Below are 25,357 nucleotides of genomic sequence, written 5' to 3' on the forward strand. Positions count from 1 at the left end.
CAATTTTCACGGAACGAACGTTATGGAATTGTTAGGCGCCTATTGGGCGGAACATTGGCTGTTGGCGATCCTGTTGCTGGGTGCCATTGCCTTCATCGCAGGTTTTGTAGACAGCATCGCTGGCGGTGGCGGGCTGTTCCTGGTGCCCGGTTTCCTGTTGGTCGGCATGCCGCCACAAGTCGCCCTGGGGCAAGAAAAACTGGTCAGTACCTTGGGAACGCTGGCCGCCATCCGCAACTTCCTGGCCAACAGCAGAATGGTGTGGCAAGTGGCGCTGGTCGGTGTGCCTTTTTCGTTGCTCGGGGCCTACCTGGGGGCACACCTGATCGTGTCGATCTCCCAGGAAACCGTGGGCAAGATCATCCTGGCATTGATTCCGTTCGGTATCCTGATCTTCCTCACCCCCAAAGACCGCCCGGTCGAGGAGCGCCAGCTATCGGCGCGAATGCTCTACACCGTGGTGCCACTGACCTGCCTCACCATCGGCTTCTATGACGGCTTCTTTGGCCCTGGCACCGGCAGCATGTTCATCATTGCCTTTCATTACCTGCTGCGCATGGACCTGGTGTCCAGTTCGGCCAACTCCAAAACCTTCAACTTCGCCTCAAACATTGGTGCGCTGGTGGCGTTCATCATGGCAGGCAAGGTCGTTTATCTGCTGGCGCTGCCGTTGGTCATCTGCAACGTCCTGGGTAATCACATGGGCAGCGCGTTGGCATTACGCAAAGGCAACGAAGTGGTACGCAAGGCGCTGGTGTTCTCGATGCTGTGCCTGTTCACCAGCCTGGGTGTGAAGTACCTGGTCTGACCTAACCGTTTGGGAGAAACCTGATGAAAACTGCTTTCGTAACTGGCGCCTCTTCAGGCTTTGGCCGCGCCATATGCCGCACCCTGGTCGCCAAGGGGTACCGCGTGATCGGTGGCGCGCGACGCATGGACAAGCTGGAAGCGCTGGAGCGCGAATTAGGCCAACACTTCATCCCGCTGGCGCTGGATGTCACCTCTTCTGCGTCGATCAGCGCAGCGGTTGGGCAGATCAATGAGGCAGCACCTGCCATCGATGTGCTGGTCAACAATGCAGGGCTGGCGTTGGGCGTCGAACGGGCCCAGGTCAGCAGCGCCGAGAACTGGCAGCGGATGATCGACACCAACATCACCGGCCTGGCCATGATGACCCACGCGGTCTTGCCGCAAATGGTCGCGGCAGACAGCGGCATGATCATCAATATCGGTTCCATTGCCGGCACCTATCCCTATCCGGGTGGCAACGTCTATGGCGCGAGCAAGGCGTTCGTGCGCCAGTTCAGCCTGAACCTGCGGGCCGACCTGGCCGGTACACGGGTGCGGGTCAGCAACATCGAGCCTGGGTTGTGTTCCGGGACTGACTTTTCGGTGGTGCGCCTCAACGGCGACATGAATGCGGTGGATGCGCTGTACCGCGATGTGCAGGCAATCCTGCCCGAGGATATTGCCGCTACGGTGGCGTGGATCGCCGAGCAACCGCCACATGTGAACATCAACACCCTCGAAATCATGCCGGTCGCACAGAGCAGCGCGGCGCTGAATGTGGCGCGTAACCTGCCGCCGTGCTGACCGGGGTCAATCGCACTTTCGCCATTCTTGACTAGTCTTAACGTTTGGCGGCATCACTTTGCCGCCACCGTGATGACCCGAGGTGCCGGCAATGTCCCGTGCGCCCGAAACCTGATCAGGAGTGCACGATGGACCTCAACCGTCGGCAGTTCTTCAAGGTCGCCGCTGTCGGCCTTGGAGGCTCGAGCCTGGCGGCGTTGGGCATGGCCCCGACGCCGGCCTACGCCGAGCAGGTGCGCCACTTCAAGCTGGCGCACACCAAGGAAGCTCGCAACACCTGCCCCTACTGTTCGGTCGGCTGCGGCTTGATCCTGTACAGCCAGGGCGATGCGGGCAAAAACGTCAAACAAAGCATCATCCACATCGAAGGCGACGCCGACCACCCGGTCAACCGCGGTACCCTGTGCCCGAAAGGCGCTGGCCTGCTCGACTTTATCCACAGCCCCAGCCGCCTCAAGTACCCCGAAATGCGCAAGGCAGGCAGCAATGAGTGGGTGCGGGTGAGCTGGGAAGAGGCGCTCGACCGCGTCGCCGACCTGATGAAGCAGGACCGTGACGCCAACTTCATCGAGAAAAACGCCCAGGGGCAAACCGTCAACCGCTGGCTCACCACCGGTTTTCTCGCTGCCTCCGCCGCCTCCAGCGAGGCGGGATACCTGACTCACAAGGTCGTCCGCGCAACCGGCATGCTGGGGTTCGATAACCAGGCGCGTGTCTGACACGGCCCGACGGTGGCAAGTCTTGCCCCGACGTACGGCCGTGGCGCCATGACCAACCACTGGTCAGATATCGCCAACGCGAATCTGGTCCTGGTGATGGGTGGCAACGCAGCAGAAGCGCATCCGTGCGGCTTCAAGTGGGTGACCGAGGCCAAGGCGCACAACAAGGCGCGGCTGATCGTGGTCGACCCGCGGTTTACCCGTACCGCCTCGGTGGCGGATTACTACGCGCCGATTCGCACCGGAACCGACATCGCCTTCATGGGTGGGTTGATCAACTACTTGTTGAGCAACGACAAGATCCAGCACGAGTACGTGCGCAATTACACCGACGTGTCGTTCATCGTCAAAGAGAGCTATGGCTTCGAAGATGGGCTGTTCAGCGGCTACGACGAGGCCAAGCGCGTCTACGCGGATAAATCCGGCTGGGGCTACGAGCTGGGCGAGGACGGCTTCGCCACGGTAGACCCGACCTTGCAGCACCCACGTTGCGTCTATCAACTGATGAAGCAGCACTACAGCCGCTACACCCCGGAACTGGCGAGCATGACCTGTGGCATGCCGCAGGACGCCATGCTGAAGATCTGGGAAGAGATCGCCAGCTGCTCGGCACCGGGCAAAACCATGACGATCCTCTATGCGCTCGGCTGGACGCAGCATTCGATCGGTGCGCAGATCATCCGCAGTGCGGCCATGGTCCAGTTGCTGCTGGGCAACGTTGGCATGCCGGGTGGCGGGGTCAACGCCCTGCGTGGGCACTCCAATATTCAGGGCCTGACCGACCTCGGGCTGCTGTCCAACTCGCTGCCGGGCTACCTGACTCTGGCCGGCGATGCCGAGCAGGACTACGCCACTTACATCGACAAACGCGCCTCCAAGCCGTTGAGGCCGGGGCAGCTGTCGTACTGGCAGAACTACGGCAAGTTCCACGTCAGCCTGATGAAGTCCTGGTACGGCGCCAATGCCACGGCGGAAAACAACTGGGGCTACGACTGGCTGCCCAAGCTCGATGTGCCGGCCTATGACGTGCTGCGCATGTTCGAGATGATGGGCCAGGGCAAGGTCAACGGCTACATGTGCCAGGGCTTCAACCCGATTGCCGCGTTGCCGGACAAGAACCGCGTCACTGCGGCGTTGGCCAAACTGAAGTGGCTGGTGATCATGGACCCGCTGGCCACGGAAACCTCGGAGTTCTGGCGCAATGCAGGTCCCTTCAACGATGTCGACACGGCCAATATCCAGACCGAAGTGATCCGCCTGCCCACCACCTGCTTCGCCGAGGAGGACGGCTCGCTGGTCAACAGCAGCCGCTGGTTGCAGTGGCACTGGAAGGGCGCTGATGGCCCGGGCGAAACGCGTACCGACGTGCAGATCATGAGCGAGCTGTTCATCCGCCTGCGCGAACGCTATAGCAAGGAAGGCGGTGCTTACCCGGACGCCATGATGAACATCGACTGGCCGTACAAGATCCCGGAAGAGCCTTCGCCCGAAGAGCTGGCCAAAGAGATGAACGGCCGGGCCGTGACCGACGTCACCGACCCGACCGGTGCGCTGCTCAAGGCCGGCCAGCAGCTCTCGGGCTTCGGCCAGCTCAAGGACGACGGCAGTACCGCCTCCGGCTGCTGGATCTTTGCCGGCTGTTGGACCGAGCAGGGCAACCAGATGGCGCGCCGCGACAACAGCGACCCGTTCGGCATGCACCAGGTGCAGAACTGGGCCTGGGCCTGGCCGGCCAATCGGCGCATCCTCTACAACCGCGCCTCCAGCGACCCGCAGGGCAAGCCCTGGGATCCGGAGAAGAAGCGCCTGGTGTGGTGGAACGGCAAGGCTTGGACCGGCACGGACGTGCCCGACTTCAAGGTCGACTCGCCACCGGAAGCGGGGATGAACCCGTTCATCATGAACCCAGAAGGCGTGGCCCGCTTCTTCGCCATCGACAAGATGGCCGAAGGCCCGTTCCCCGAGCACTACGAGCCGTTCGAGACGCCCATTGGCATCAACCCGCTGCATCCGCAGAACAAGAAGGCCACGAGTAACCCGGCCGGGCGGATCTTCGATTCGGTGTGGGACACCTTGGGGACGCACGATGAGTTCCCCTATGCGGCGACCACCTACCGACTGACCGAGCACTTCCACTTCTGGAGCAAGCATTGCCGGCTCAACGCCATCGCCCAGCCTGAGCAGTTCGTCGAAATCGGCGAGGTGTTGGCCAACGAGAAAGGCATCAAGGCCGGCGACCGGGTGCGGGTGTCGAGCAAGCGCGGGCATATCGATGCAGTGGCGGTGGTGACCAAGCGGATTCGCCCGCTGCAGGTCAACAACCAGACCGTGCACCAGATCGGCATCCCGTTGCACTGGGGCTTCACCGGCGCCACCCGGCATGGCTACCTGACCAACACCCTGGTGCCGTTCCTTGGTGACGGCAACACGCAGACGCCGGAATCCAAGTCGTTCCTCGTCAAAGTGGAGAAACTCTGATGGCCAGCCAAGACATCATCGCCCGCTCGGCCACCACCACGGTTCCGTCCTCGGTACGCCAGCTGGAAGAAGTCGCCAAGCTGATCGACACCACCAAGTGCATCGGCTGCAAGGCCTGCCAGGTGGCGTGCTCGGAGTGGAACGAACTGCGTGACGAGGTCGGCCACAACCACGGCACCTACGACAACCCCCAGGACCTCACGGCCGAGACCTGGACCCTGATGCGCTTCACCGAGCACGAGCGCGACGACGGCAACCTGGAGTGGCTGATCCGCAAGGACGGCTGCATGCACTGCGCCGACCCCGGTTGCTTGAAGGCTTGCCCAAGCCCGGGGGCGATCATCAAGCACGCCAACGGCATCGTCGATTTCAACCAGGACCACTGCATCGGTTGCGGCTATTGCATCACTGGCTGCCCGTTCAATATCCCGCGCATTTCGCAGAAGGACCACAAAGCGTACAAGTGCACGCTGTGTTCCGACCGCGTGAGCGTGGGCCTGGAGCCGGCCTGCGTGAAGACCTGCCCGACCGGGGCGATCGTCTTCGGCAGCAAGGACGAGATGAAGGTGCATGCCGCCGAGCGTATTGTCGACCTCAAGTCGCGCGGCTACGACAATGCCGGGTTGTACGACCCGGACGGGGTCGGCGGCACTCATGTGATGTACGTGCTGCACCATGCCGACACGCCCCGGCTGTATGCCGGCTTGCCGGACCAGCCGGTGATCAGCCCACTGGTGGGCTTGTGGAAGGGCTTCACCAAGCCGCTGGCGCTGCTGGCCATGGGCGCAGCAGTGTTGGCCGGGTTCTTCCACTATGTGCGGGTCGGCCCGCAGCGGGTCGAGGAAGATGAGCAGCCCACGCCGCCTGATGACAGCGTGCACCAGGTCGACCCAGCAGTGCATGTCTACGATCCGAAGCAGCCCGGTGGGCAAGGGGAGCAGCGGCCATGAACGACGACAAACCCATCCTGCGCTACAACGCCAACGAGCGGACCAACCACTGGCTCGTCGCTATCCTGTTCTTCATGGCCGGGCTGTCCGGGCTGGCGCTGTTCCACCCGGCGCTGTTCTGGCTCAGCCATTTATTCGGCGGCGGGCCGTGGACACGCATCCTGCATCCGTTCATGGGCGTGGCGATGTTCGTCTTCTTCCTGTTCCTGGTCATCCGGTTCTGGCGCGCCAACTTCATCACCGCCAATGACCGCCTGTGGCTGCGTCGCATCGACCGGGTGATGGTCAACCGCGAAGACGGCGTGCCGCCAATCGGCAAGTACAACGCCGGACAGAAGCTGCTGTTCTGGACGCTGCTGCTGTGCATGCTGGTGCTGTTGCTCAGCGGCGTGGTGATCTGGCGCGCGTACTTCAGTCACTTCTTCGACATCGGCTCGATTCGCCTGGCGTCGCTTGCCCATGCGCTGGCGGGTTTCGTGCTGATCCTCAGCATCATCGTGCACATCTATGCCGGCATCTGGATCAAGGGTTCGCTCAGCGCCATGCTGCATGGCTGGGTCAGCCGCGCCTGGGCGCGCAAGCACCATGAACTGTGGTACCGCGAAGTGACCGGCGACAAGACGCCGAGCAATCACCGACGTAAAGAAGGATAAGCGCTTGAGCACGATACTCGAACCTGGGCAGATCGAAGCGTCGGCGGTAATGCCGCCGTTTCTGCACCTGCCGCCCGCCAACTTGTTCGAACTGCGCGCCTTGCGCTTGGAGCGGCTGGCCGAAGGGCATGCGCTGGGTGACTACCTGCGGCTGATCGCCCGGCTGTGTCGGATTCAGCAGCAGCTTGTGGATAACCCTCCTGCGGGATTGCCTGTGGCAGAGGAACGCCAGCGCCTGTGTATAAGTCATGGGTTGCCACCGCTTGCGGCTGACAGCCTGGTGCGTGAGGGGCCATGGCTGGTTTGGCTTCAGGCGTTACTCAAGCATTTTTCGGCTGAAGTTGCAGGGCCGCTGGCTGATGCGTTGCAGGCCTTGCGCGACAGTGATGAAAGCCAACGCAAGGGGTGGGGCATCGCCTTGCTGGCAGGGCAGTATGACGCTGTGCCAGCTGCACTTGTGCCGTTCCTTGGCGCCGCACTCCAAGCGGCTTGGTCCAGTTGGTTGTTGGCGCTGCCGTCACCCGAATTCAAGCCCTCAGGCAGCCTGGCCCAGTGCCCAGCCTGCGGCTCGCCGGCCATGGCCGGGGTGGTGCGTAACCGGGGCAAGCACAATGGCCTGCGCTACCTGGCTTGCTCCTTGTGTGCCTGCGAATGGCACGTGGTGCGGGTCAAGTGCGTGTATTGCGAGTCGAGCAAGGATTTGCGCTACACCAGCCTGGAGGATGACCGCCATGCGCCGGGCAAGGCGCCGCTGCGCGCGGAGTGCTGTCCGGGGTGTAATACGTACTTGAAGCAGAATTACCTGGAGAACGATGCGACGGCCGAGCCGTTGGCGGATGACCTGGCCAGCCTGGCGTTGGATATGCGTTTGGACGAGGAGGGTATTCATCGTCTGGCACCGAACCTGATGCTGGCGCCTGGGTAGTGGGTGAGTGTCTACACTGTAATACCGACTTGCCCCGCGAAGGGGCCCGAACAGACAATGGAGAAGGTAGTACCTGATGTCTTCAAGCCTCGCCAGCGAAACCCCACGCCCGCCCTCGATCGACACCCTCCTGCGCCACCCGGCCTGCCTCCCACTGATCGATCGCCACGGCCGCGACGCCGTGCTTGCCACCCTGCGCCAACTGCTCGACGACTTGCGCGAACCGACTCGCCTGGGCCACCTCAGCGCCGCCGAACTGGCTGCAGAGGTACTGCTCGGCCGCAGCGGTGAGCGCCTGGCCATCCAGCAGCGCAGCCAGGTTCGCCGCGTGTTCAACCTCACCGGCACCGTGCTGCACACCAACCTCGGCCGCGCGCTGCTGCCGGAGGAAGCTGTCGAAGCCATGCAGACCGCCGCCCGCTACCCGCTCAACCTGGAGTTCGACCTGGCCACCGGCAAGCGCGGCGACCGTGACGACCTGATCGAAGGCCTGATCCGTGAGCTGACCGGCGCCGAAGCCGTGACTGTGGTCAACAACAACGCCGCGGCCGTGCTGCTGGCGCTCAACAGCCTGGGTGCGCGCAAGGAAGGCATCATCTCCCGGGGCGAGCTGATCGAAATCGGCGGTGCCTTCCGCATCCCCGACATCATGGCGCGGGCCGGAGTGAAACTGCACGAGATCGGCACCACCAACCGCACACACGCCCGCGACTACGAAGCCGCCATCGGCCCACGCACCGGTTTATTGATGCGCGTGCATTGCAGCAACTACAGCATCCAGGGCTTCACCACCCAGGTATCCACCGCCGAGCTGGCGCGCATCGCCCATCAACATGAACTGCCGCTGCTCGAAGACCTCGGCAGCGGCAGCCTGCTCGACCTGACGCGCTGGGGCTTGCCCGCCGAGCCAACCGTGCGCCAGGCCCTGGCCGACGGTGCCGATATCGTCACCTTCAGTGGCGACAAGCTGTTGGGTGGGCCGCAGGCGGGCATTATCGTCGGGCGCAAGGAACTGATCGCCAGGATCAAGAAGAACCCGCTCAAACGTGCCCTGCGCGTCGACAAGATCACCCTTGCCGCCCTCGAAGCCGTGTTGGCGCTGTACCGCAACCCGGACCGCCTGGCCGAGCGACTGCCCAGCCTGCGCCTGCTGACCCGCAGCCAGGCCGAGATCCAGGCCCAGGCCGAGCGCCTGGCGCCCGCGCTCACGGCCCACCTGGATGCGCAATGGACTGTCAGCGTCGAGCCGGCGCTGGGCATGATTGGCAGTGGCAGCCAGCCGGTCGCGCGGCTGCCGAGCGCCGCTTTGTGCTTACGCCCGCAGGTGTCGAAAAAGCTGCGCGGGCGCAGCCTGCATGTGCTGGAGCGCGCCTTGCGTGAGCTACCGGTGCCGGTGCTTGGCCGTATTGACGACGACGCGCTGTGGCTCGACCTGCGCCAGCTGGACGACGAAGCCCAGTGGCTGGCGCAACTGCCCGCCCTGCGACTGGGGCCGGTGCAGTGATCGTTGGTACCGCCGGCCACATCGACCACGGCAAGACCGCATTGCTCCAGGCCCTGACCGGGCAGGCCGGCGATCATCGCCAGGAGGAGCGCGAGCGCGGCATGACCATCGACCTCGGCTATCGCTACGCCGCCCTGGCTGACGGCGCGCCCCTGACGGGCTTCATCGACGTACCTGGGCACGAGCGCTTTATCCACAACATGCTGGCGGGGGCCCATGGCATCGACCTGGTGATGTTGGTGGTGGCGGCGGACGATGGCGTCATGCCGCAGACCCGTGAGCACCTGGCGATCATCGAGTTGCTGGGCATTCCCCAGGCGCTGGTGGCGATCAGCAAGTGCGACCGGGTAGCGCCTGCGCGGGTCGCCGAAGTGCAATTGCAAGTTGCTGAACTGTTGGCGCCAGGGCCCTACGCCGGCGCGCAACAGTTGCCCTTGTCGAGTGTGACCGGCGAAGGGATCGACGCCTTGCGCCAAGCACTGCTTGGGGCCGCCGCTCGCGTGCGGCAGCGCAGCGTGCAAGGCGGTTTTCGTCTGGCGGTCGACCGCGCTTTCGCCGTGACCGGTGCAGGTATTGTGGTCACCGGCACCGCCTTGGCTGGTCGGGTCAGCGCTGGCGACACGCTGTTGTTGGGCAAGGTGGGTAAGCCGGTGCGGGTACGGGGCCTGCATGCGCAGAATCAGGCCGCGCTGGTGGCGGAGGCGGGGCAGCGAGTGGCGCTGAACATCGCCGCCGAGCGTCTGGCCGTGGAGCAGGTGCACCGTGGCGACTGGCTGGTGCCTGAGTGGCTGCATTCGCCCAGCGTTCGGGTCGATATCGAACTGCAGTTGCTGGCGGGAGAGAGCCGGCCCTTCGAGCATTTCAGCGCCGTGCATGTGCACCTGGGAACCCAGGATGTCACCGCCCGGGTCGCGCTGCTCGAAGGCGAACGCCTGCTGGCGGGCGAGCGCATGTTTGCCCAGTTGCTGCTCAACGCGCCGCTGCAGGCCGTGCACGGCGACCGCCTGGTGCTGCGCGACCAGCGTGCCCAGCGCACGTTGGGCGGTGGCACGGTGCTCGACCCGTTCGCGCCGAGCCGTCAGCGTCGCAGTGAGGCGCGCCTGCGCCAACTGCAGGTTTTGCGCGATGCCGAAGGTCTGGAGCAGGCCCTGACGGCATTGCTCGATACCGCGCCGGGCGGCCTCGCCCCGCAGCGCCTGGAGCGCCAGTTCAACCGCTTGCGTGAAACCTGGCAGTTACCTACCGACGTGCTGGTGGTTGCCACTAGGCAGGGCCAGCTGCTGTTCGCCAACACCCAGTGGCAAGCCCTGAAACAACAAGTGCTGGAGCAACTGGCGCTATTCCACGAGCAGGAGCCAGATCAACTCGGCCCAGACCGCGATCGCCTGCGCCGCTTCGCGGCGTTGCCAGTCGAACGCCCAGCATTCGTCAGCCTGCTGGATGAAATGCTCGGTGAAGGCCGTATCGCCAGCAGCGGTCCGTGGTTGCATCTGCCGGATCACAAGGTTCAGTTGAGCGAAGCCGACAGCGTTTTATGGGCGCGCCTACAACCCAGGCTGCTGGAAGGGCAGTTCGACCCGCCGTGGGTCAGGACGCTGGCCAGCGAAGAAAAATGCCCCGAAGCGGAGGTGCGCCTGTTACTTCGCAAGTTGGCCAGGCTAGGGTTGGTGCATCAGGTGGTCCGTGACCTGTTCTATCCACAGACGACGCTGCAGCGCATGGCAGAGCTGTTGCTTGGGCAATCCCGTGAAACGTCGATAGTGCAGGTGGCAGCGTTTCGCGATATGTTGGGCATCGGTCGCAAGCGCAGTGTGCAGATTCTCGAATACTTCGACCGCATCGGCCTGACCCGCAGGGTCGCCGATCAGCGTCATATCCGCGCCGACAGCGCGCTGGCCCAGCAGCAGGCCAGTCCCTGAGTTCAAGGAAGGCAATCGCGCCCGGTGGCGCGGCCGGGCTTCAAACCCGGTTGGGGACGGCAGCCGTTCCCGGGCAGGTTCGACTCCCGCTGCCTTCCGCCATTATCTTTTGATTGTGAGGCCCTCTTCGCGGGGCAAGCCCGCTCCCACAGGTACAGCGTAATCCTGACGGTGGCGCAATACCTGTGGGAGCGGGCTTGTCCCGCGAAGAGGCCGGAAAAGGCGATGATTATGCGCGCTCGCCGCACAGGTCCAGAGCGAACCACTGCTCTGCAGCATCGGCATCCAACCCGGCACCCAGCAGCGCAAACATCTTGCCCAGCGCTGCCTCACGGGTCATGCCACCGCCACTGACCAACCCGGCAGCGCGCAGTCGGTTACCCGCCGCATAGGTGTCGAACACCACCGAACCCTCTGGGCATTGGCTGATGGCGACCAGCAGCACCCCACGCTGGCGCGCCGCGCGCAGTACGTCGAGCAAGGCTTGATCGTCCGACGGCCCGGTCCCACTGCCATAGCATTCCAGCAGCAGCCCTTGCACGCCAGTGTCGAGCAGCGCGCACAGGTGCTCGGCCTGCAAACCGGGAAATATCGGCATTACCGCGAGGTTGACTGGCTGGCGCTGTTGGCGATAAACCAGGGCAGCAGGCAGCTCGCTCGCCCGCTCGCCTTGGCGGTGGCGCGGCAATGCGGCAAACGCATCGAAAGCTTCACTGCGCAGCTTCGACGCGCGGCAACCCGGCAGCAACTGGCCGTGGAAGTACAGCTGCACGCCGTTTTCCAGGCCCTGCTCGAACTGGCGCAGGGCCCCGCAGAGGTTGTCCCAAGCATCGCTGCCCGGTGCACCTGCCGGCAGCATTGAACCGGTCAGCAGCACCGGTACCGGCAAGCCAAGCAGCAGGAACGCCAGTGCTGCGGCGCTGTAGGCCAGGCTGTCGGTGCCATGCAGCACCAGCACGCCATCATGCCCGCCCACCTCCACTGCCGCGACGATGGCATCGCGCATGGCCAGCCAGTTGTGCTGCTGCATGTTGGCGCTGTCGAGCAGCGGGTTGAGTTCCTGCAGCGTCCAATGCACCTGGGGCGCATCGCTCAGCTGGGCGAAGTGTTCGCGCATGCGCGCTTCGAAACCACCGGCTGGCGCCAAACCTTCGGCGGTTTCGAGCATGCCGATGGTGCCCCCGGTGTAGAGGACGAGGAGATTCTTGACTGCACGCATGGAAAGCATCCGTAGCGGTGAGCGGAAGGTGTGCAGCCGCCCGCGGACGGGGCGGCTGGGCAGGGCAGGATATCAGCGCTGCGGCTGGGCTTGGCCGACGCTATTGTCAGCGGCCGTTTCAGCCTGCGGGTTGGCAGGCCAGGCATTGCGGTCCAGGTCCAGGTCGGCGAATTTGGCCGAGTCGAATACAGGCTGCTTGATGCCCGACTTACGCTGGTCGTCGTAGTCGCGCATCACCCGCAAGCCGACCTTGAACAGCAGGGCCAGGGCGATCAGGTTGACGAACGCCAGACAGGTCATGGTGATGTCGGCGAAGGCGAACACGGTGGTCAGATCCTGCATCGAGCCCCACACCACCAGCGCCAGCACCAAGCCACGGAAGAGCATCAGCACGGCGCGGTTGCGGGTGAGGAACTGCAGGCTGTTTTCGCCCAGGTAGTAGTTGTAGAGGATGCAGGTGAAGACGAACAGCGACAGCGCAACGCTGACGAACAGGCGACCCCAGTCACCGACCACGGCGGCCAGCGAGTTCTGGGTTAGGACGATGCCGTCACCTTCGAAGCCCGGGGTGTAGAAGCCCGACAGCAGGATCAGCAGCGCGGTGCAGGTGCAGATCACGAAGGTGTCGAGGAACACGCTGAACGCCTGGACCACGCCTTGCGCGCCCGGGTGCTTCACGGCCGCAACCGCGGCGACGTTGGGCGCACTGCCCAGGCCTGCTTCGTTGGCGAACACACCACGCTTCACGCCCATGACGATGGCGCTGCCGAGCAGGCCGCCGAACGCCGGGTCGAGGCCGAAGGCGCTCTTGAAGATGGTTTCCAGCATGGCTGGTACGTGTTCGATCTGGGTGCCGATCACGTACAGGGTCACGCCGATGTAGGCCAGGGTCTTGACCGGTACCAGCAGGTCCGACACTGCAGCGATGCGCTTGATGCCGCCAATGAAGGTGATGGCCAGCAGCACGGCCAGGACGATACCGGTGTGGCTCGGGTCGAAGGCGAAGGCGTTCTGCAGCGAGTGGGTCACGGTGTACGACTGCAGGCCGATGAAGGCGAAGCCGTAGGTGACCAGCAGCAGGATCGAGAACACGATGGCCATGTTCTTGCGCCCCAGGCCATGCAGGATGTAGTAAGCCGGGCCGCCACGGTACAGGCCGTCGCCGTCGGCGCGTTTGTAGACCTGCGCCAGGGTACATTCGAAGAAGCTGCTGGACATGCCCACCAGTGCGGTGACCCACATCCAGAACACCGCGCCTGGGCCGCCCAGGGTCACGGCGATGCCGACACCGGCGATGTTACCGGCGCCAACGCGGCCGGCGAGGCTCAGCATCAGGGCCTGGAAGGAGCTCAGCTGGCCTGCCTGGCCACGCAGCGATTCCTTGAACACGCCGAACATGTGGCCAAAATGGCGGAACTGGACGAAGCGCGAGCGAATGGTGAAGTAACCGCCGAGACCGACGATCAACACGATGAGGAGCTTCCCCGAGAGGAAATCGTTGACTACTTCGAGCATTGGAAAATGACCTCGATTCTTATTCTTCGTGTGAAAAGACCAGCGGACGGCAGGCGCACCGCTATCGTTGGGGCGCATGGTTGGCCATGACAAGAGTGGTTACAATTTCGCGGGTTGCTCTCAGTTGATGCGACTTGATGCTATTATTGCGCCATTCGCGTCATCCTGGATTTTGACCATGGGCGATCATTTCGCTACCAATCTCAAACTGGCCTGCAGCCACTACCGCTCTATCTCGGAAGTTTGCCGCCAGCTGTCGATCAACCGCGCGCAGTTCAACAAATACTTGAGCGGGCAGAGCCGGCCGACGGCTTACAACCTCAAGCGCATCGGCGATTTCTTCGGTGTCGAGGATTACGAGCTGAATCTGCCGCCTGAACAGTTCGCTCGCCTGATCGGCGCGCGAGTGTCTGCGGTGAGCGATCAGCCGGGCGACCCGATCAGCGAACTGTTTCGCCCGTTGCAGGAGCATGCCGGCAACTTGTCACGCTATTGCGGCTACTACTTCGAGTACTCCAATTGCATGTCGGTACCGGGTGCCATCCTGGTATCGCTGGTGCACCTGCGCGAAGAGCGCGGCCGCTTCCTGTTCGAGCGCCAGGAACGGCAAGAGCGCTCCAGCGCCACCGACCAGCATGCCGAGGTGCGTTGCCGTTACCTGGGCGCGGCGTTTCAGTTGCAGGACCGAGTGTTTCTCATCGACTACGAGTCGCTGACCCTGAACGAAATGAGCCAGACCATCCTCATTCCCAGTTTCAAGAGCCGTATCACCCGCTTGAACGGACTGAAGACCGGCGTTTCCAGCGGCGACCGGCGCAACCCTGCCTGTACCCGCGTGGTGTGGGAGTACCTGGGGGAAGAGATCAACCGCATAAATGCCTACCGGCAGGTGAAACTGTATCGGCCGGATGATCCACGCATCGATGACGATGTGCGCGAGCGGTTGAGTGTGGGGCCGATTAGTAATGGGCTGTTCGAGATCGAGTAGGGTTTTTGCGGAGTAGGGCGCGGGATCGCGTTTGGGCGGGGATGTGCTTGTCATGAGCCTCGCAGTGCCCTTGAGATCGAGCGCCGCGCCGGCGGCGCTCGATTGCGGCCTCACTCGAGAAACCCACTCTGAACATCAAAAGGCCCACCCCCCATGTTGGACTTCCCCGCCCGGAAACCGCAAAATGGCCTCTTTCCTCAATCAACCTGTTCGGATCTGCTGACTCTATGCGTATGCGCCTGATGCTGTTGGGTGGTGGCAATGCCCTCGGGCAAGCGCTGATTCGTCTCGGGGCCGAGGAGGACATCGCATTCCTGGCGCCGCGCCCGCCGGAAGATGGCTGGGCACCGGCCAGCCTGACCCAGTTGCTCGATGATCATCGCCCCGATGCCCTGGTCAACCTGGCTTATTACTTCGACTGGTTCCAGGCCGAGTCGGTCAGCGAACAGCGCCTGGCGCTGCAGGAGCGGGCAGTGGAGCGGCTGGCAGAGTTGTGCCAGCACCACCAGATCACCCTGGTGCAGCCGTCCAGCTACCGGGTGTTCGATGGTTCGCGGGCCACCGCCTACAGCGAAAAGGACGAGCCGGTGCCATTGGGCTTGCGTGGCCAGGCCTTGTGGCGCATCGAGCAGAGCGTGCGCGCGGCCTGTCCGCAGCATGTGCTGCTGCGTTTCGGGTGGTTGCTGGACGAGAGCATCGACGGTGCCCTGGGCCGCTTCCTGACCCGCGCCGAGCAACCGCAGGAGCTGCTGCTGGCCGATGACCGCCGGGGCAACCCGACGCCGGTCGACGATGCTGCCCGGGTAATTCTCTCGGTGCTCAAGCAGCTCGACTGCAGTGCGCCGTTGTGGGGTACCTACCACTACGCGGGCAACGAGGCGACCACGCCGCTGGCGTTGGGCCAGGCCATCCTCACCGAGGCCGGTCAGCATCGCCAGCTGGCGGTGCAGGCGCCGAGCGCGCAGGCGCATGCCGCCCGCCCGGATGCCAGCGAAGAGCCTCAGAATGCGGTGCTGGCCTGCAAGAAAATCCTTCATACCTTCGGCATCAAGCCGCGTGCCTGGCGCGCGGGTTTGCCGCCACTACTGGACCGATTCTACCGCCATGGCTGATGCCCCCATCCTGATCACCGGCGGCGCCGGCTTTATTGGCTCCCACCTGTGCGATGCGTTGCTGACCAAAGGCTATGCAGTGCGTGTGCTCGATGATCTTTCCACTGGCAAGCGCGACAACCTGCAACTGGATAACCCGCGCTTGGAACTGATCGAAGGGGATGTGGCTGATGCCGCGTTGGTTCAGCGCGCTGCGGCTGGCTGCAGCGCCGTGGTTCACCTGGCCGCTGTAGCCTCGGTGCAGGCTTCGGTCGACGACCCGGTAAAGACCCATCAAAGCAATTTCATCGGCACTCTCAATGTTTGCGAGGCCATGCGCGTGCACGGTGTGCGCCGCGTGCTGTTCGCCTCCAGCGCAGCGGTGTATGGCAACAATGGTGAAGGCCAGTCGATTGCCGAAGATACCCCCAAAGCGCCGCTGACACCCTATGCGGTGGACAAGCTGGCCAGCGAGCAGTATCTGGACTTTTACCGTCGCCAGCATGGCCTGGAGCCGGTGGTATTCCGCTTTTTCAACATCTTCGGGCCGCGTCAGGACCCTTCCTCACCGTATTCCGGGGTGATCAGCATCTTCAGCGAGCGGGCGACCCAAGGTTTGCCGATCACGGTATTCGGCGATGGCGAGCAGACCCGGGATTTCCTCTATGTGGGCGACCTGGTGCACGTGATGGTGCAGGCGCTGGAGCAGCCGCAGGTGGAAGACGGAGCGGTGAATATCGGCCTGAACCAGGCGACTTCACTGAATCAGCTGCTCAAGGCTCTGGAAACGGTGGTCGGCAGCTTGCCGGCGATCAGCTACGGTGAAGCGCGCTCGGGTGACATCCGTCACTCGCGGGCGGATAACCAGCGGTTGCTGGAACGGTTCGATTTCCCGCAGCCGACATCGATGGTCGAAGGCCTGGCCCGACTGCTGGGCAGAGATTGACTCACAGGGCCCTTCGCGGGCTTGCCCGCGAAGGGAACACCGCTCAATCGTGTGTGATCAAGCGTCTCTGGCAGTCTCCGGGACCTAAAGCCCGGCCATCTTGTGCCACGACCTGCAGCGTCTCGACCGGTTTTCCACTAGCACTGTCGAGCAACGCCGAGCGCGTTTCCCCCGCCGCGAACAAAAAACGCTCCCCCCACTGGCGCAGCCCCACCACGATCGGAAACACCGACCGGCCTTTGTCAGTCAGCACATATTCCTTGTAGGCACTGCCATCGGACGCCGGCTGTAGCTGCAGCAAGCCGCTTTCCACCAATAACTTCAGCCGTGAGGCGAGGATGTTCTTCGCCAATCCCAGGTTCTTCTGGAATTCACTGAAGCGCCGCAAGCCATCGAAGGCATCGCGCAGGATCATCAGCGCCCAGCGGTCACCCAGTACCTCCAGTGCACGTGCTACGGGGCATTGCGCATTCACTTCATCGAGCATCGGGCTTAACCTGCAGTATTTATCTGGTTGCAGATTAAAACCACATTTGCTAAATAGCCAGTAAGTGGTTTTGATTTAAAACCAGGTTTGCAGGAGCTGACCCGATGAATTCGCTGACACGCTGGACAACCTTGTTGCTCGCTGCCGCCTGCGCCATGGCCGTGGCCACGGTGTATTTCGCCCAACCATTACTCGAGTCGATCGCGACTGACCTGGGCGTCCCGCAAGCGCGTATCGGCTGGGTAGTCGGCGCCACCCAGGTGGGCTATGCCCTGGGGCTGATTCTGATCGTCCCAATGGGCGACTTGTTCGACCGCAAGTTCCTGATGCTCGGCCAACTGCTGGTCGGGGCGTTGGCACTGGTCGCAGTCGGCCTGGCGCAGGACTGGGCGGTATTGCTGGCTGCTCTCGCGCTGGTCGGGCTGATGGCGGTGATGGTACAGGTAATGGTGGCGCATGCCGCGACCCTTGCCTCACCCGCCGAGCAGGGCCAGGCCGTAGGCACGGTGACCAGCGGTGTGGTGCTGGGCATTCTGCTGGCACGCCTGGTGTCGGGTGCGCTCGCTGATGTGGCCGGCTGGCGCAGCGTCTACTTCATGGCAGCGGGGTCGCTGCTGCTGATGGCGCTGATGCTGTGCTGTTGCTTGCCAACGGGTCGCCGCCCAGCGCATCGCTCGGGTTATGTGGCACTGATCGGTTCACTGTTCAGGCTGTATCGGGAAGACCGCCTGCTGCGCCGGCGGGGGTTGTTCGGCCTGCTGATCTTCGCAGCGTTCAGCGTGCTGTGGAGCAGCATGGTCCTGCCCTTGGGCAGCGCTCCTCTGGCGCTGAGCCATACCGAGATCGGGCTGTTCGGCCTGGCAGGCATCGCCGGCACCTTGGCCGCTGCGCGCGCCGGCCGGTGGGCCGATCAAGGGTTGGGCGAGCGCACCACCGGCCTGGCGTTGGCGCTGTTGACGCTGTCCTGGCTGCCCACGGCCTTCGTCGGGCAATCGTTGATCGCGTTCACGCTCGGCGTGCTGATGCTGGATTTTGCCGTGCAGGCGGTGCACGTCACCAACCAGAGCCTGCTGTTAGCCGGTCGCGCAGCGATGGCCAGCCGATTGATCGGCGCCTACATGTGCTGCTATTCGATTGGCAGTGGCCTGGGCGCGGTAGTGGCGAGTTGGGTGTACGCCCGCTGGGGCTGGCACGCGGTGTGCGCGCTGGGCATGGCGATCAGCGCGGTAGCGCTGGGTTACTGGCTGTGGCTGCAAACAGAAAGGGCGGCCTTGGCCGCCCTTCAATGGACTGATCAGAACTTGTAGCCAAGGCCGACCATGTAGACCCACGGGTCGACTTCCACATTGACCTTGGTCTTGCTGTAGCCCAGTGCGCTCGGGCCGTCGACGCTGGCCTTGGTGTCGATGTCGACGTACCAGACCGAGGCGTTGACCAGCAGGTTGTCGGTGAGCATGTAGTCCATGCCCAGCTGGCCGGCGATACCTACCGAGTCCTGCAGCTTGAGGTTGCTGAAGCCCTGCTGCTTGCGCTCGCTGCTCAGGTCTTCGTCGAAGAACAGGGTGTAGTTGATGCCGATGCCAGCGTAGGGCTGGAAGCGCGAATTCGGCGCCATCGGGTAGTACTGCAGCGACAGGGTCGGTGGCAATTGCTTGATGTCGGCCAGCTTGCCATCCAGGCCGCCGCCCAAACCCTTGACGCCGACGGTGTGCTGGAACGGCGTGGCAGCCAGCAGCTCGACGCCGATGTGGTCGGTGAGCATGTAGGCGAAGGTCAGGCCCAATTGGGTATCGCTGTCCAGGGTCGCCTTGGTGCCCGACACCTTGTTGCCGTCGAACTTCAGATCGCCGCTGCTTTCGTTCGGGGCGGTGGTGATGGCGCCTGCGCGCAGGATCATGTCCCCCGCCTGATAGGCGTGGGCGGCAGGGGCGGCGAGCGCAAGGGCCACAAGCGAGGCACCGAGCAAGGACTTGTTCATGGAAGCTCCCAAAGGACGTTATTAATCGAGTGGTCCAATGGTACGGAGCGGTCTAAACCGATTGTTTGACCCAGCTCAAAGAACTGTGTTCACGAATTCGAAACAGTTCTCACTTCAGCTCATAAGCGTATATTTTCTCGGCTTCCATCTGGTAACCAGCGTCGGCCAGCTCGCTGCTGGAGGCTCTAACCTGCATCTTTCCCTCGATCCAGTAAGGCTGGTAGAGGTCTTCGACGCGTACGCCCATCTCGCTGAAAATATGCACGATCTGGTTGGAGGGCGGTGGCGGTACATGGATGCACGCGCCGTAGTAGGGCACCAGGAGAAACTCGGTGGTGCGGCCTTCTTCGCTGACTTCCAGTGGCACGATATAGCCCGGCAATTTGATCAGCTGGCCGTCCAGGCTTTTCACCACCGGCGCATCGGGCGCCTGCTGGCGCGCCGGGGGGGCCGATTCGGCGGACAGCGCGTTGCTTAGCTGCGACATGTCGTGCAGCGGCGCAAGCTGAGGCGGTATGACGGGTGCGCCTTCCGGGATCAGTGCAGGCCAGTCGAGCTCGTGAGGCTCCGCCGCCCAGGTTGGGGCGGCGAACATCAGCAGGTATAAAAACAGCGCGCGGAGCATGGCGTTCTCTCAAAGGTGGATCGACAAGCCATCGGCCAGCGACTGCCGGTAAGCGCGCCAGGCTGGCACGCTGCCCATCAGCAGTGCCGCGCCGAGGATGATAGCCAGCAACGTCCACTCGTGCGCGCTGGGCCAGGCCAGCGGCAGGTACAGGCCATAGTTGGCCTGCACGTAACCTTGGGCCAGGGCGATGCCAGCGTACAGAAGGCCGAGGCCGGCGACGATCCCCGCAGACGCCAGCGCCAAGGCTTCCAGCACCAGCAAGCCTGCAATGTGCCAGGGGCGCGCGCCCACCGAGCGCAGGATCGCCATTTCCCGGCGGCGTTCGTTGAGGCTGGTGAGAATCGCCGTGAGCATGCCGATCAGGCCGGTCAGCACGACGAACAGCGAGACCACGAACAGTGCCTGTTCGGCGGTGCCCATCAAGCTCCAGAGTTCCTGCAGTGCAACCCCGGGCAGGATCGCCAGTAGCGGCTCGTTGCGGTATTCGTTGATCTCGCGCTGCAGGCTGAAGGTAGCGATCTTGTTGTTCAGGCCAAGCATGAACGCGGTAATCGCCGCTGGCTGCAGGTCCATGCTGCGTGCCTGCTCGGCACTGATGCGCCCGGCGCCACGGGCCGGCACGCCGTTGTGCCAGTCGACATGGATGGCCTCCATGCCCGCCAGGCTGATGTGCAAGGTGCGGTCGACCGGCGTGCCGGTGCGTTTCAGCACACCGACCACGGTGAACGGCTTGTCGTCGTGCTTGACCAGGCTGATCGCCGCCACACCATGGGCCAACACCAGCTTGTCGCCCAGCTTGTAGTGCAAGGCGTCGGCCACTTCGGCGCCGAGCACCACTTCGAAGGGATCATCGGCAAACTCACGGCCTTGGCTCAACGCCAGGTGTTGCCTGCGCCCGTATTGGTAATGGCTGAAATAGTCGCCAGTGGTGCCCATCACCCGATAGCCACGGTGCGAATCGCCAAGCGAAATGGGGATCGCCCACTTCACCCGTGGGTCCTGGGCGTAGTGCTGGTAGCTGTCCCAACGAATATTGTTGGTGGCGTTGCCGATGCGGAATACCGAATACAGCAGCAAGTTCACCGACCCCGAGCGGGCGCCGACGATCAGGTCGGTGCCGCTGATGGTACTGGCGAAGCTGGCGCGGGCTTCGGTGCGCACGCGCTCGACGGCCAACAGCAAGCACACCGACAACGCGATGGCGAAGGCGGTGAGGAAGGCGGTGAAACGGCGATTGGCCAGGCTGGCCAGGGCAAGGCGAAGCAGGTACATCAGGCCTCCCGGGGCTTGGCCGCGCGGTTCAGCTCGGCCAGGGACAAATGACGGTCGAACAGTGCTGCCAGGCTCTGGTCATGGCTGACGAACAGCAGGCTGGAACCGGCCGCCCGGCACTCGTCGAACAGCAGGCGGATGAATGCTTCGCGGGTGTCGGCATCCAGCGCCGAGGTCGGTTCGTCGGCGATCACCAGCTCCGGCTGGCCGATCAAGGCGCGGGCGGCGGCGACGCGCTGTTGCTGGCCGATCGACAGGCTGCCGGCAGGGCGAGCGAGCAGCATCGGGTCGTTCAGGCCCAGGTGGGCGAGCAACTCGGAGGCGGCTTGGTCGACACTGCCATGGCGCTGTCGCGCACGCTCGGCACGGCTGCGCGAAAAGCGGCAGGGCAGCTCGACATTTTCCCGCACCGAGAGAAACGGCAGCAGGTTGAACTGCTGGAAGATATAGCCGGTGTGGTCAACCCTGAAACGGTCACGGGCGCCCTGGCCCAGCGCTGCGAGGTCTTGGCCAAGCAACTGAATGCGGCCCTGGCCTGGCAGGTTCACGCCGCCCAGCAAGCCCAGCAGGGTGGTCTTGCCACTGCCACTGGGGCCTTTGAGAAACAACGCCTCGCCAGCCTCCAGGCGCAAGGTCGGGATCTCCAGCAGTGGCGCCTGGCCAGGCCAGGCGAATACCAGGTCCTGCAAGTCGATCAGCGGCTGGCTCATTCAGAACCCGACCACGGCCTTGGCAGGCGAGGTTTCCAGGCCTTGCTGGCCATTCGGGCCGATCAGCTGCACAGTGATCTTCTGTGTGGCGGGGAAGGTCTTGTACAGCGGAGCAAGGTCGAGCTGGGTGAGTTTTTCCGGTGCGGGGCAGTTCAGCTGATAGTGGGCATGGATGTCGCTGTGCGGGTGGCCGTGCTCGTGTTCATCGCCGTCGTCATCGTTTGCCACATCACCGAACAGCGGGCTCTCCAGCTCCTGGGCGTCTTCCTTGCAACCGGCTGCCGCTGCCAGGCCGAACAACTTCAGCGGCTGTTCGAGTTGCTGGCGCACGGCGGCGACCTTGGCCTTGTCGGCGTCGCTGCTGGCGCTGTGCTCGAAACCGACCAGGTTCATTGCCGGGCTGTCCAGCTCAAGCTCCAGGGTATTGCCGTCGAGCACCACATTGAGTTTGGCCACGCCGTGCTCGTGAGCGCCGAGCGTGCCGTGGGCGTGGTCATGGTCATGATCGTCGTGGGCATGGGCCACGGCCAGGGGCAGCAGGGCGAAGGGCAGGGCGAGCAGCAGACGACGCATGGACGACTCCAGGAGCGGGCTGAGAATGATTTGGTAATGTTATAACAACTTTTGTCGGCGCCGCCAGCCTGCGTGGCGCAGGTTTCATGTTGCTGTAGCATGGCCCTATTGACCTGCGATCAAGGAAATCATCGTGAGAATTCGTGGACAGATTGGTGATTGGCCAGTGGATCTGACCATCGAGCTGGAGCCGGCGGAGTGGGCGCAGTTGGGTCGGCAGATCGAAGTGCCGGTGGTTGCCGACGCGGCGGTAACGGCTGCGGCAGTGGTGCCGCGCCAGGATGACGGGCAATGGTCGGCGGCGCGTGAGGTGTTACGCCAGGCGGGGCAGATGAGCGGGCCGGAGTTGCTTGATCGGCTGGAAGGGCTGACGGGCAGTACTGCAGCGGGTAAGCGGCTGCTGGTGCGGCTGCGGCACAGCAGTGAAGTGAAGGTGGAGAGTGGCGCGGATGCGCCGGTGTATAACTGGGTGGGATGATTGTGCGGTGATTCACCCGGCCTCTTCGCGGGCAAGCCCGCTCCCACAGGTTTTGCGCTGTTTTTAAGAGCGGCGCAGCCCCTGTGGGAGCGGGCTTGCCCGCGAACGAGGGCGAAGCCCTCGCAAGGGGTCAGAACATGGCTGAGGATAGCCGACGGCGGTAAACACCCACCAACGGATGATCATTCCCAAGCAACTCAAACACCTGCAACATCGCCTTCTGCGGCAACCCGTTCTCATAGCCACGGTTACGCTGGAACAGCTTCAACAACCCGTCCAGCGCCGCTTCATACTGCTGGCGCGCCAGTTGCTGGATGCTCAGCTGGTAAGCTGCTTCATCATCCTGTGGGTTCTGCGCCAGACGGGTCTTCAACTCGGCGACTTCCGGCAGGCTGGCGGCCTGGCGCAGGAAGGTCAGCTGGGCCTTGGCGCCGGCCAACGCCGCCTTGTGCTCGTCGGTCTTGACCGCGTCCAGCACCGTTTGGGCTTCACCCAGTTCATTGCGCTCGGCCAGGCAGCGGGCATACAGGATCAGCGCTTCGGCATTGCTGTTGTCTTCACCCAGCAGCGCCTGCAACAAGGCTTCGGCCTCGGCGAAACGGCTCTCGGCGAACAGGCCCTTGGCCTGCTCCAGCGGCGAGGCGGAGGGCGGCGGCGGCATCTGCACGTGCGGTTCGAGCAGGGCGCGGATCGCCGACTCTGGCTGCGCACCGGCAAAACCGTCGACCGGCTGGCCATCTTTGAACAGCACCACGGTCGGCAGGCTGCGAATGCCGAACTGGGCGACGACCTGCTGTTCCACGTCGCAGTTGATCTTGGCCAGCAGCAACTCGCCCTGATAACCCTCGGCGATTTTTGCCAGCAGTGGCATCAGCGCCTTGCACGGCGCGCACCATTCGGCCCAGAAATCCACCAGGACCGGCTTGTGGAAGGAGTTCTCGATCACCAGCTGCTGGAAGTTGGCGTCGGTGGCGTCGAAGATGTAGGGCTGCTCTGTACTAGAAGCTTGACTCATCGTAACTCTCGCAAATCGGTGAATGGCACCACTATAAAGGCTCACGGCTGGCGTGGTACAGGCTGACCCGGCGGAATTCGTGCGGCTCGGCAAGGTCGGGTAGGGTCAGCGCTTCAAGCACACCTAACGGCCGATACAGCGGATGATTGAAATCACGCACCCGCGAGTCGGCCACCAGTGCCTGGCGACCCCGGTCAAGGAACGCGTCGAGCAGCGGCAGGTTGGCGCGGTCATAGAGCACATCGGCGACCAGGATCAGATCGAAACGGTTCGCCTCATTGAAAAAATCACGGCTGTAGCCGAGCTCCACGCCATTCAACCGGGCATTGGCCTGGCAGGCCTGAAGGGCCAGCGGATCAAGGTCGCAGGCCACCACTTCCAATGCCCCGGCACGCGCCGCGGCAATCCCGGCGATACCGGAGCCTGCGCCAAAGTCGAGCACTCGCTTGCCCGCCACCCACTCGGGGTGCGCTGCCAGGTAGCGAGCCATGGCCAGGCCGCTGGCCCAGCAAAAGCTCCAATACGGCGGCTCTTCAAGAATGCGCCGGGTTTCTTCGCTGCTGAATGCGCGGTCCATGTTCTGGTCGTCGATCAACCAAAGCTTGAGCGGGCACTCCGGCAACTCGCTGACCACCAGGCGCGCCTCACCGATCAGGCCACTGAGTGCCTGTTGCAGGGCAAGCGGCGCCACTTACGGCGCCTTTTCGAATTGCAGCGGGCCGGTGGCCTGGGTTTGGGCCTGGGTGATACGCACCGGTGGCAGGTGCATGATCAATTGCCCCGAATTGCTGGCACGGCCGCGCAATTCCACACGGGCGCCAGCCGGAAAGGCTTCGGGATTGAACCGCAACTGATAGGGCAGCGCCTGGCCGGTACCGGTCAGCGTGCTGCTAGCCAGCAGCTGTTGCGGGCGGCCGCGCTCGTCGATGATCAGCAGCGCCAGCTCCACGTCGGCGCCAGCAGGAATTGCCATCAGCGTGCCGCTCAGCTCGCGCTGGTAGGCCGGCAAGGGGCCGAGCGGTTGGGCCTTTTTCGCCACCTTGGCGGGTGCGGGCGCGGGGGCTGGTTCAGATTTGGGCCGGTCACTGCCGCAGGCGGTGAGCAGGGCGGCGCAGCACAGCACGGCGAGCGCTCGAAGATGCATGGGGTAATCCTTCACGGACAGAATTCCATGGATGTTAACCCCTTTGGCTTGTCTTGCCAGTGGGATGCGCTACCATGGCCCTCCCTTTTTTTGTTGCCTGCCACCATGCACTGTCCCTTTTGCGGTGCCAACGACACCAAGGTCATCGACTCGCGCCTGGTCGCCGAGGGCGAGCAAGTGCGCCGTCGTCGCGAATGCGTCGCCTGTGGCGAGCGCTTCACCACCTTTGAAACCGCCGAACTGGTATTGCCCCGGCTGATCAAGCAGGACGGCACCCGCCAGCCTTTCGACGAAGACAAACTGCGTGCCGGCATGCAGCGTGCGCTGGAAAAGCGCCCGGTCAGCGTCGAACGCCTGGAAGCGGCGCTGGCGCATATCAAGAGCCGCCTGCGCGCCACTGGTGAGCGTGAGGTCAAGTCGCTGGTGGTCGGTGAGCTGGTGATGGCCGAGCTGCGCAAGCTCGACGAAGTCGCCTACATCCGTTTCGCTTCGGTGTACCGGCGCTTCCAGGACCTCGACGAATTCCGCGAAGAAATCGACCGCCTGGCCCGCGAGCCGGCTAAAGAGTGAGC

25 protein-coding genes and 1 tRNA gene are annotated in these 25,357 nt (G+C 63.7%); 15 read left to right on the forward strand and 11 right to left on the reverse strand.

Going from position 1 to position 25,357, the window contains the following annotated elements; all coding sequences use genetic code 11:
- The first annotated feature begins 22 nt into the window (after positions 1-22).
- From ACZ6YA_RS24445 to ACZ6YA_RS24485, 9 genes are all read left to right on the forward strand, one after another.
- On the forward strand, positions 23-808 hold the full coding sequence (locus tag ACZ6YA_RS24445) for a sulfite exporter TauE/SafE family protein (RefSeq protein WP_465900138.1): 786 nt from the start codon (positions 23-25) through the stop codon (positions 806-808).
- 23 nt (positions 809-831) lie between these two features.
- The gene (locus ACZ6YA_RS24450) at positions 832-1,593 is read left to right on the forward strand and encodes an SDR family NAD(P)-dependent oxidoreductase (protein WP_400798866.1); all 762 of its coding nucleotides are present in this window, start codon (positions 832-834) and stop codon (positions 1,591-1,593) included.
- A gap of 128 nt (positions 1,594-1,721) precedes the next feature.
- A complete protein-coding gene (gene fdnG, locus ACZ6YA_RS24455; protein WP_465900141.1) occupies positions 1,722-4,790 on the forward strand; it encodes a formate dehydrogenase-N subunit alpha in 3,069 nt (1,022 codons plus the stop codon).
- On the forward strand, positions 4,790-5,740 hold the full coding sequence (gene fdxH, locus ACZ6YA_RS24460) for a formate dehydrogenase subunit beta (protein ID WP_465900143.1): 951 nt from the start codon (positions 4,790-4,792) through the stop codon (positions 5,738-5,740). The genes fdnG and fdxH overlap by 1 nt, the downstream gene beginning before the upstream one ends.
- On the forward strand, positions 5,737-6,393 hold the full coding sequence (locus tag ACZ6YA_RS24465; protein WP_465900144.1) for a formate dehydrogenase subunit gamma: 657 nt from the start codon (positions 5,737-5,739) through the stop codon (positions 6,391-6,393). Before fdxH ends, ACZ6YA_RS24465 begins: the two co-directional genes overlap by 4 nt.
- Before the next feature lie 4 nt (positions 6,394-6,397).
- Complete coding sequence (gene fdhE, locus ACZ6YA_RS24470; protein ID WP_465900145.1) at positions 6,398-7,318, forward strand: formate dehydrogenase accessory protein FdhE; 921 nt, start codon at positions 6,398-6,400, stop codon at positions 7,316-7,318.
- Positions 7,319-7,394: 76 nt separating this feature from the next.
- A complete protein-coding gene (gene selA, locus ACZ6YA_RS24475) occupies positions 7,395-8,822 on the forward strand; it encodes an L-seryl-tRNA(Sec) selenium transferase (RefSeq protein WP_465900147.1) in 1,428 nt (475 codons plus the stop codon).
- A complete protein-coding gene (gene selB / locus ACZ6YA_RS24480; protein ID WP_465900149.1) occupies positions 8,819-10,741 on the forward strand; it encodes a selenocysteine-specific translation elongation factor in 1,923 nt (640 codons plus the stop codon). The genes selA and selB overlap by 4 nt, the downstream gene beginning before the upstream one ends.
- A 6-nt stretch (positions 10,742-10,747) precedes the next feature.
- Positions 10,748-10,843: transfer RNA gene (locus tag ACZ6YA_RS24485), tRNA-Sec, on the forward strand.
- A gap of 127 nt (positions 10,844-10,970) precedes the next feature.
- On the opposite strand, the gene ACZ6YA_RS24490 is transcribed toward ACZ6YA_RS24485, so the two are convergent.
- Positions 10,971-11,960 carry an asparaginase gene (locus ACZ6YA_RS24490; protein ID WP_465900151.1) on the reverse strand — a complete coding sequence of 330 codons (990 nt, stop codon included), beginning with the start codon at positions 11,958-11,960 and terminating at the stop codon, positions 10,971-10,973.
- A 72-nt stretch (positions 11,961-12,032) separates the two neighbouring features.
- Complete coding sequence (locus ACZ6YA_RS24495; RefSeq protein ID WP_465900153.1) at positions 12,033-13,475, reverse strand: alanine/glycine:cation symporter family protein; 1,443 nt, start codon at positions 13,473-13,475, stop codon at positions 12,033-12,035.
- A gap of 178 nt (positions 13,476-13,653) precedes the next feature.
- On the opposite strand from ACZ6YA_RS24495, the gene ACZ6YA_RS24500 reads away from it, so the two are divergent.
- The 3 genes from ACZ6YA_RS24500 (at position 13,654) to ACZ6YA_RS24510 (ending at position 16,500) form a co-directional block, all read left to right on the forward strand.
- Complete coding sequence (locus ACZ6YA_RS24500) at positions 13,654-14,463, forward strand: helix-turn-helix domain-containing protein (RefSeq protein WP_465900155.1); 810 nt, start codon at positions 13,654-13,656, stop codon at positions 14,461-14,463.
- Between the two features lie 227 nt (positions 14,464-14,690).
- Complete coding sequence (locus ACZ6YA_RS24505; RefSeq protein ID WP_465900157.1) at positions 14,691-15,575, forward strand: sugar nucleotide-binding protein; 885 nt, start codon at positions 14,691-14,693, stop codon at positions 15,573-15,575.
- Positions 15,568-16,500 (forward strand): NAD-dependent epimerase/dehydratase family protein, encoded by a 933-nt coding sequence (locus tag ACZ6YA_RS24510; protein WP_465900159.1) that lies wholly within the window; start codon positions 15,568-15,570, stop codon positions 16,498-16,500. The genes ACZ6YA_RS24505 and ACZ6YA_RS24510 overlap by 8 nt, the downstream gene beginning before the upstream one ends.
- Positions 16,501-16,543: 43 nt before the next feature.
- Here ACZ6YA_RS24510 and ACZ6YA_RS24515 read toward each other — a convergent pair whose 3' ends face one another.
- Positions 16,544-16,987, reverse strand: a complete 444-nt coding sequence (locus ACZ6YA_RS24515) for a winged helix-turn-helix transcriptional regulator (RefSeq protein WP_465900161.1) — start codon at positions 16,985-16,987, stop codon at positions 16,544-16,546.
- 104 nt (positions 16,988-17,091) lie between these two features.
- On the opposite strand from ACZ6YA_RS24515, the gene ACZ6YA_RS24520 reads away from it, so the two are divergent.
- Positions 17,092-18,294, forward strand: coding sequence for an MFS transporter (locus ACZ6YA_RS24520; protein ID WP_465900162.1), 1,203 nt, complete (start codon positions 17,092-17,094; stop codon positions 18,292-18,294).
- Here ACZ6YA_RS24520 and ACZ6YA_RS24525 read toward each other — a convergent pair.
- The 5 genes from ACZ6YA_RS24525 to ACZ6YA_RS24545 form a co-directional block, all read right to left on the reverse strand.
- Positions 18,282-18,965, reverse strand: coding sequence for an OmpW/AlkL family protein (locus ACZ6YA_RS24525; protein WP_465900164.1), 684 nt, complete (start codon positions 18,963-18,965; stop codon positions 18,282-18,284). The two genes, ACZ6YA_RS24520 and ACZ6YA_RS24525, sit on opposite strands and share 13 nt — an antisense overlap.
- Positions 18,966-19,074: 109 nt before the next feature.
- Positions 19,075-19,590 (reverse strand): DUF3299 domain-containing protein, encoded by a 516-nt coding sequence (locus ACZ6YA_RS24530; protein ID WP_465900165.1) that lies wholly within the window; start codon positions 19,588-19,590, stop codon positions 19,075-19,077.
- 9 nt (positions 19,591-19,599) lie between these two features.
- On the reverse strand, positions 19,600-20,865 hold the full coding sequence (locus ACZ6YA_RS24535) for an ABC transporter permease (protein WP_465900167.1): 1,266 nt from the start codon (positions 20,863-20,865) through the stop codon (positions 19,600-19,602).
- Complete coding sequence (locus ACZ6YA_RS24540; protein WP_465900169.1) at positions 20,865-21,575, reverse strand: ATP-binding cassette domain-containing protein; 711 nt, start codon at positions 21,573-21,575, stop codon at positions 20,865-20,867. The genes ACZ6YA_RS24535 and ACZ6YA_RS24540 overlap by 1 nt, the downstream gene beginning before the upstream one ends.
- Positions 21,576-22,148: a DUF2796 domain-containing protein gene (locus tag ACZ6YA_RS24545; RefSeq protein ID WP_465900171.1), complete on the reverse strand. Its 573-nt coding sequence runs from the start codon at positions 22,146-22,148 to the stop codon at positions 21,576-21,578.
- A 133-nt stretch (positions 22,149-22,281) separates the two neighbouring features.
- On the opposite strand from ACZ6YA_RS24545, the gene ACZ6YA_RS24550 reads away from it, so the two are divergent.
- Entirely contained in the window at positions 22,282-22,626 is a 345-nt protein-coding gene (locus ACZ6YA_RS24550; RefSeq protein WP_465900173.1) for a hypothetical protein, read from the forward strand.
- Positions 22,627-22,756: 130 nt separating this feature from the next.
- On the opposite strand, the gene trxA is transcribed toward ACZ6YA_RS24550, so the two are convergent.
- From trxA to ACZ6YA_RS24565, 3 genes are read right to left on the reverse strand one after another with little or no spacing between them, the layout of a single operon-like run.
- Positions 22,757-23,641 (reverse strand): thioredoxin, encoded by an 885-nt coding sequence (gene trxA, locus ACZ6YA_RS24555; RefSeq protein WP_465900174.1) that lies wholly within the window; start codon positions 23,639-23,641, stop codon positions 22,757-22,759.
- Positions 23,642-23,672: 31 nt separating this feature from the next.
- Positions 23,673-24,332 carry a class I SAM-dependent methyltransferase gene (locus tag ACZ6YA_RS24560; protein ID WP_465900176.1) on the reverse strand — a complete coding sequence of 220 codons (660 nt, stop codon included), beginning with the start codon at positions 24,330-24,332 and terminating at the stop codon, positions 23,673-23,675.
- The gene (locus ACZ6YA_RS24565; protein ID WP_465900177.1) at positions 24,333-24,785 is read right to left on the reverse strand and encodes a YbaY family lipoprotein; all 453 of its coding nucleotides are present in this window, start codon (positions 24,783-24,785) and stop codon (positions 24,333-24,335) included.
- A 105-nt stretch (positions 24,786-24,890) separates the two neighbouring features.
- Here ACZ6YA_RS24565 and nrdR point away from each other — a divergent pair, with 105 nt between their 5' ends.
- Complete coding sequence (nrdR, locus tag ACZ6YA_RS24570) at positions 24,891-25,355, forward strand: transcriptional regulator NrdR (protein WP_016393425.1); 465 nt, start codon at positions 24,891-24,893, stop codon at positions 25,353-25,355.
- Positions 25,356-25,357: the final 2 nt, after the last annotated feature.

The sequence above is a fragment of the Pseudomonas sp. NPDC090752 genome, assembly GCF_055584805.1.

What these genes read in the sequence shown, in the direction of transcription:
- ACZ6YA_RS24445 (WP_465900138.1), top strand. Translation starts at nt 23, where the DNA reads ATGGAATTGTTAGGCGCCTATTGGGCGGAACATTGGCTGTTGGCGATC.
- ACZ6YA_RS24450 (WP_400798866.1), top strand. Translation starts at nt 832, where the DNA reads ATGAAAACTGCTTTCGTAACTGGCGCCTCTTCAGGCTTTGGCCGCGCC.
- fdxH (WP_465900143.1), top strand. Translation starts at nt 4,790, where the DNA reads ATGGCCAGCCAAGACATCATCGCCCGCTCGGCCACCACCACGGTTCCG.
- ACZ6YA_RS24465 (WP_465900144.1), top strand. Translation starts at nt 5,737, where the DNA reads ATGAACGACGACAAACCCATCCTGCGCTACAACGCCAACGAGCGGACC.
- selA (WP_465900147.1), top strand. Translation starts at nt 7,395, where the DNA reads ATGTCTTCAAGCCTCGCCAGCGAAACCCCACGCCCGCCCTCGATCGAC.
- ACZ6YA_RS24490 (WP_465900151.1), bottom strand. Translation starts at nt 11,960, where the DNA reads ATGCGTGCAGTCAAGAATCTCCTCGTCCTCTACACCGGGGGCACCATC.
- ACZ6YA_RS24495 (WP_465900153.1), bottom strand. Translation starts at nt 13,475, where the DNA reads ATGCTCGAAGTAGTCAACGATTTCCTCTCGGGGAAGCTCCTCATCGTG.
- ACZ6YA_RS24500 (WP_465900155.1), top strand. Translation starts at nt 13,654, where the DNA reads ATGGGCGATCATTTCGCTACCAATCTCAAACTGGCCTGCAGCCACTAC.
- ACZ6YA_RS24505 (WP_465900157.1), top strand. Translation starts at nt 14,691, where the DNA reads ATGCGTATGCGCCTGATGCTGTTGGGTGGTGGCAATGCCCTCGGGCAA.
- ACZ6YA_RS24510 (WP_465900159.1), top strand. Translation starts at nt 15,568, where the DNA reads ATGGCTGATGCCCCCATCCTGATCACCGGCGGCGCCGGCTTTATTGGC.
- ACZ6YA_RS24515 (WP_465900161.1), bottom strand. Translation starts at nt 16,987, where the DNA reads ATGCTCGATGAAGTGAATGCGCAATGCCCCGTAGCACGTGCACTGGAG.
- ACZ6YA_RS24520 (WP_465900162.1), top strand. Translation starts at nt 17,092, where the DNA reads ATGAATTCGCTGACACGCTGGACAACCTTGTTGCTCGCTGCCGCCTGC.
- ACZ6YA_RS24525 (WP_465900164.1), bottom strand. Translation starts at nt 18,965, where the DNA reads ATGAACAAGTCCTTGCTCGGTGCCTCGCTTGTGGCCCTTGCGCTCGCC.
- ACZ6YA_RS24530 (WP_465900165.1), bottom strand. Translation starts at nt 19,590, where the DNA reads ATGCTCCGCGCGCTGTTTTTATACCTGCTGATGTTCGCCGCCCCAACC.
- ACZ6YA_RS24535 (WP_465900167.1), bottom strand. Translation starts at nt 20,865, where the DNA reads ATGTACCTGCTTCGCCTTGCCCTGGCCAGCCTGGCCAATCGCCGTTTC.
- ACZ6YA_RS24540 (WP_465900169.1), bottom strand. Translation starts at nt 21,575, where the DNA reads ATGAGCCAGCCGCTGATCGACTTGCAGGACCTGGTATTCGCCTGGCCT.
- ACZ6YA_RS24545 (WP_465900171.1), bottom strand. Translation starts at nt 22,148, where the DNA reads ATGCGTCGTCTGCTGCTCGCCCTGCCCTTCGCCCTGCTGCCCCTGGCC.
- trxA (WP_465900174.1), bottom strand. Translation starts at nt 23,641, where the DNA reads ATGAGTCAAGCTTCTAGTACAGAGCAGCCCTACATCTTCGACGCCACC.
- ACZ6YA_RS24565 (WP_465900177.1), bottom strand. Translation starts at nt 24,785, where the DNA reads ATGCATCTTCGAGCGCTCGCCGTGCTGTGCTGCGCCGCCCTGCTCACC.
- nrdR (WP_016393425.1), top strand. Translation starts at nt 24,891, where the DNA reads ATGCACTGTCCCTTTTGCGGTGCCAACGACACCAAGGTCATCGACTCG.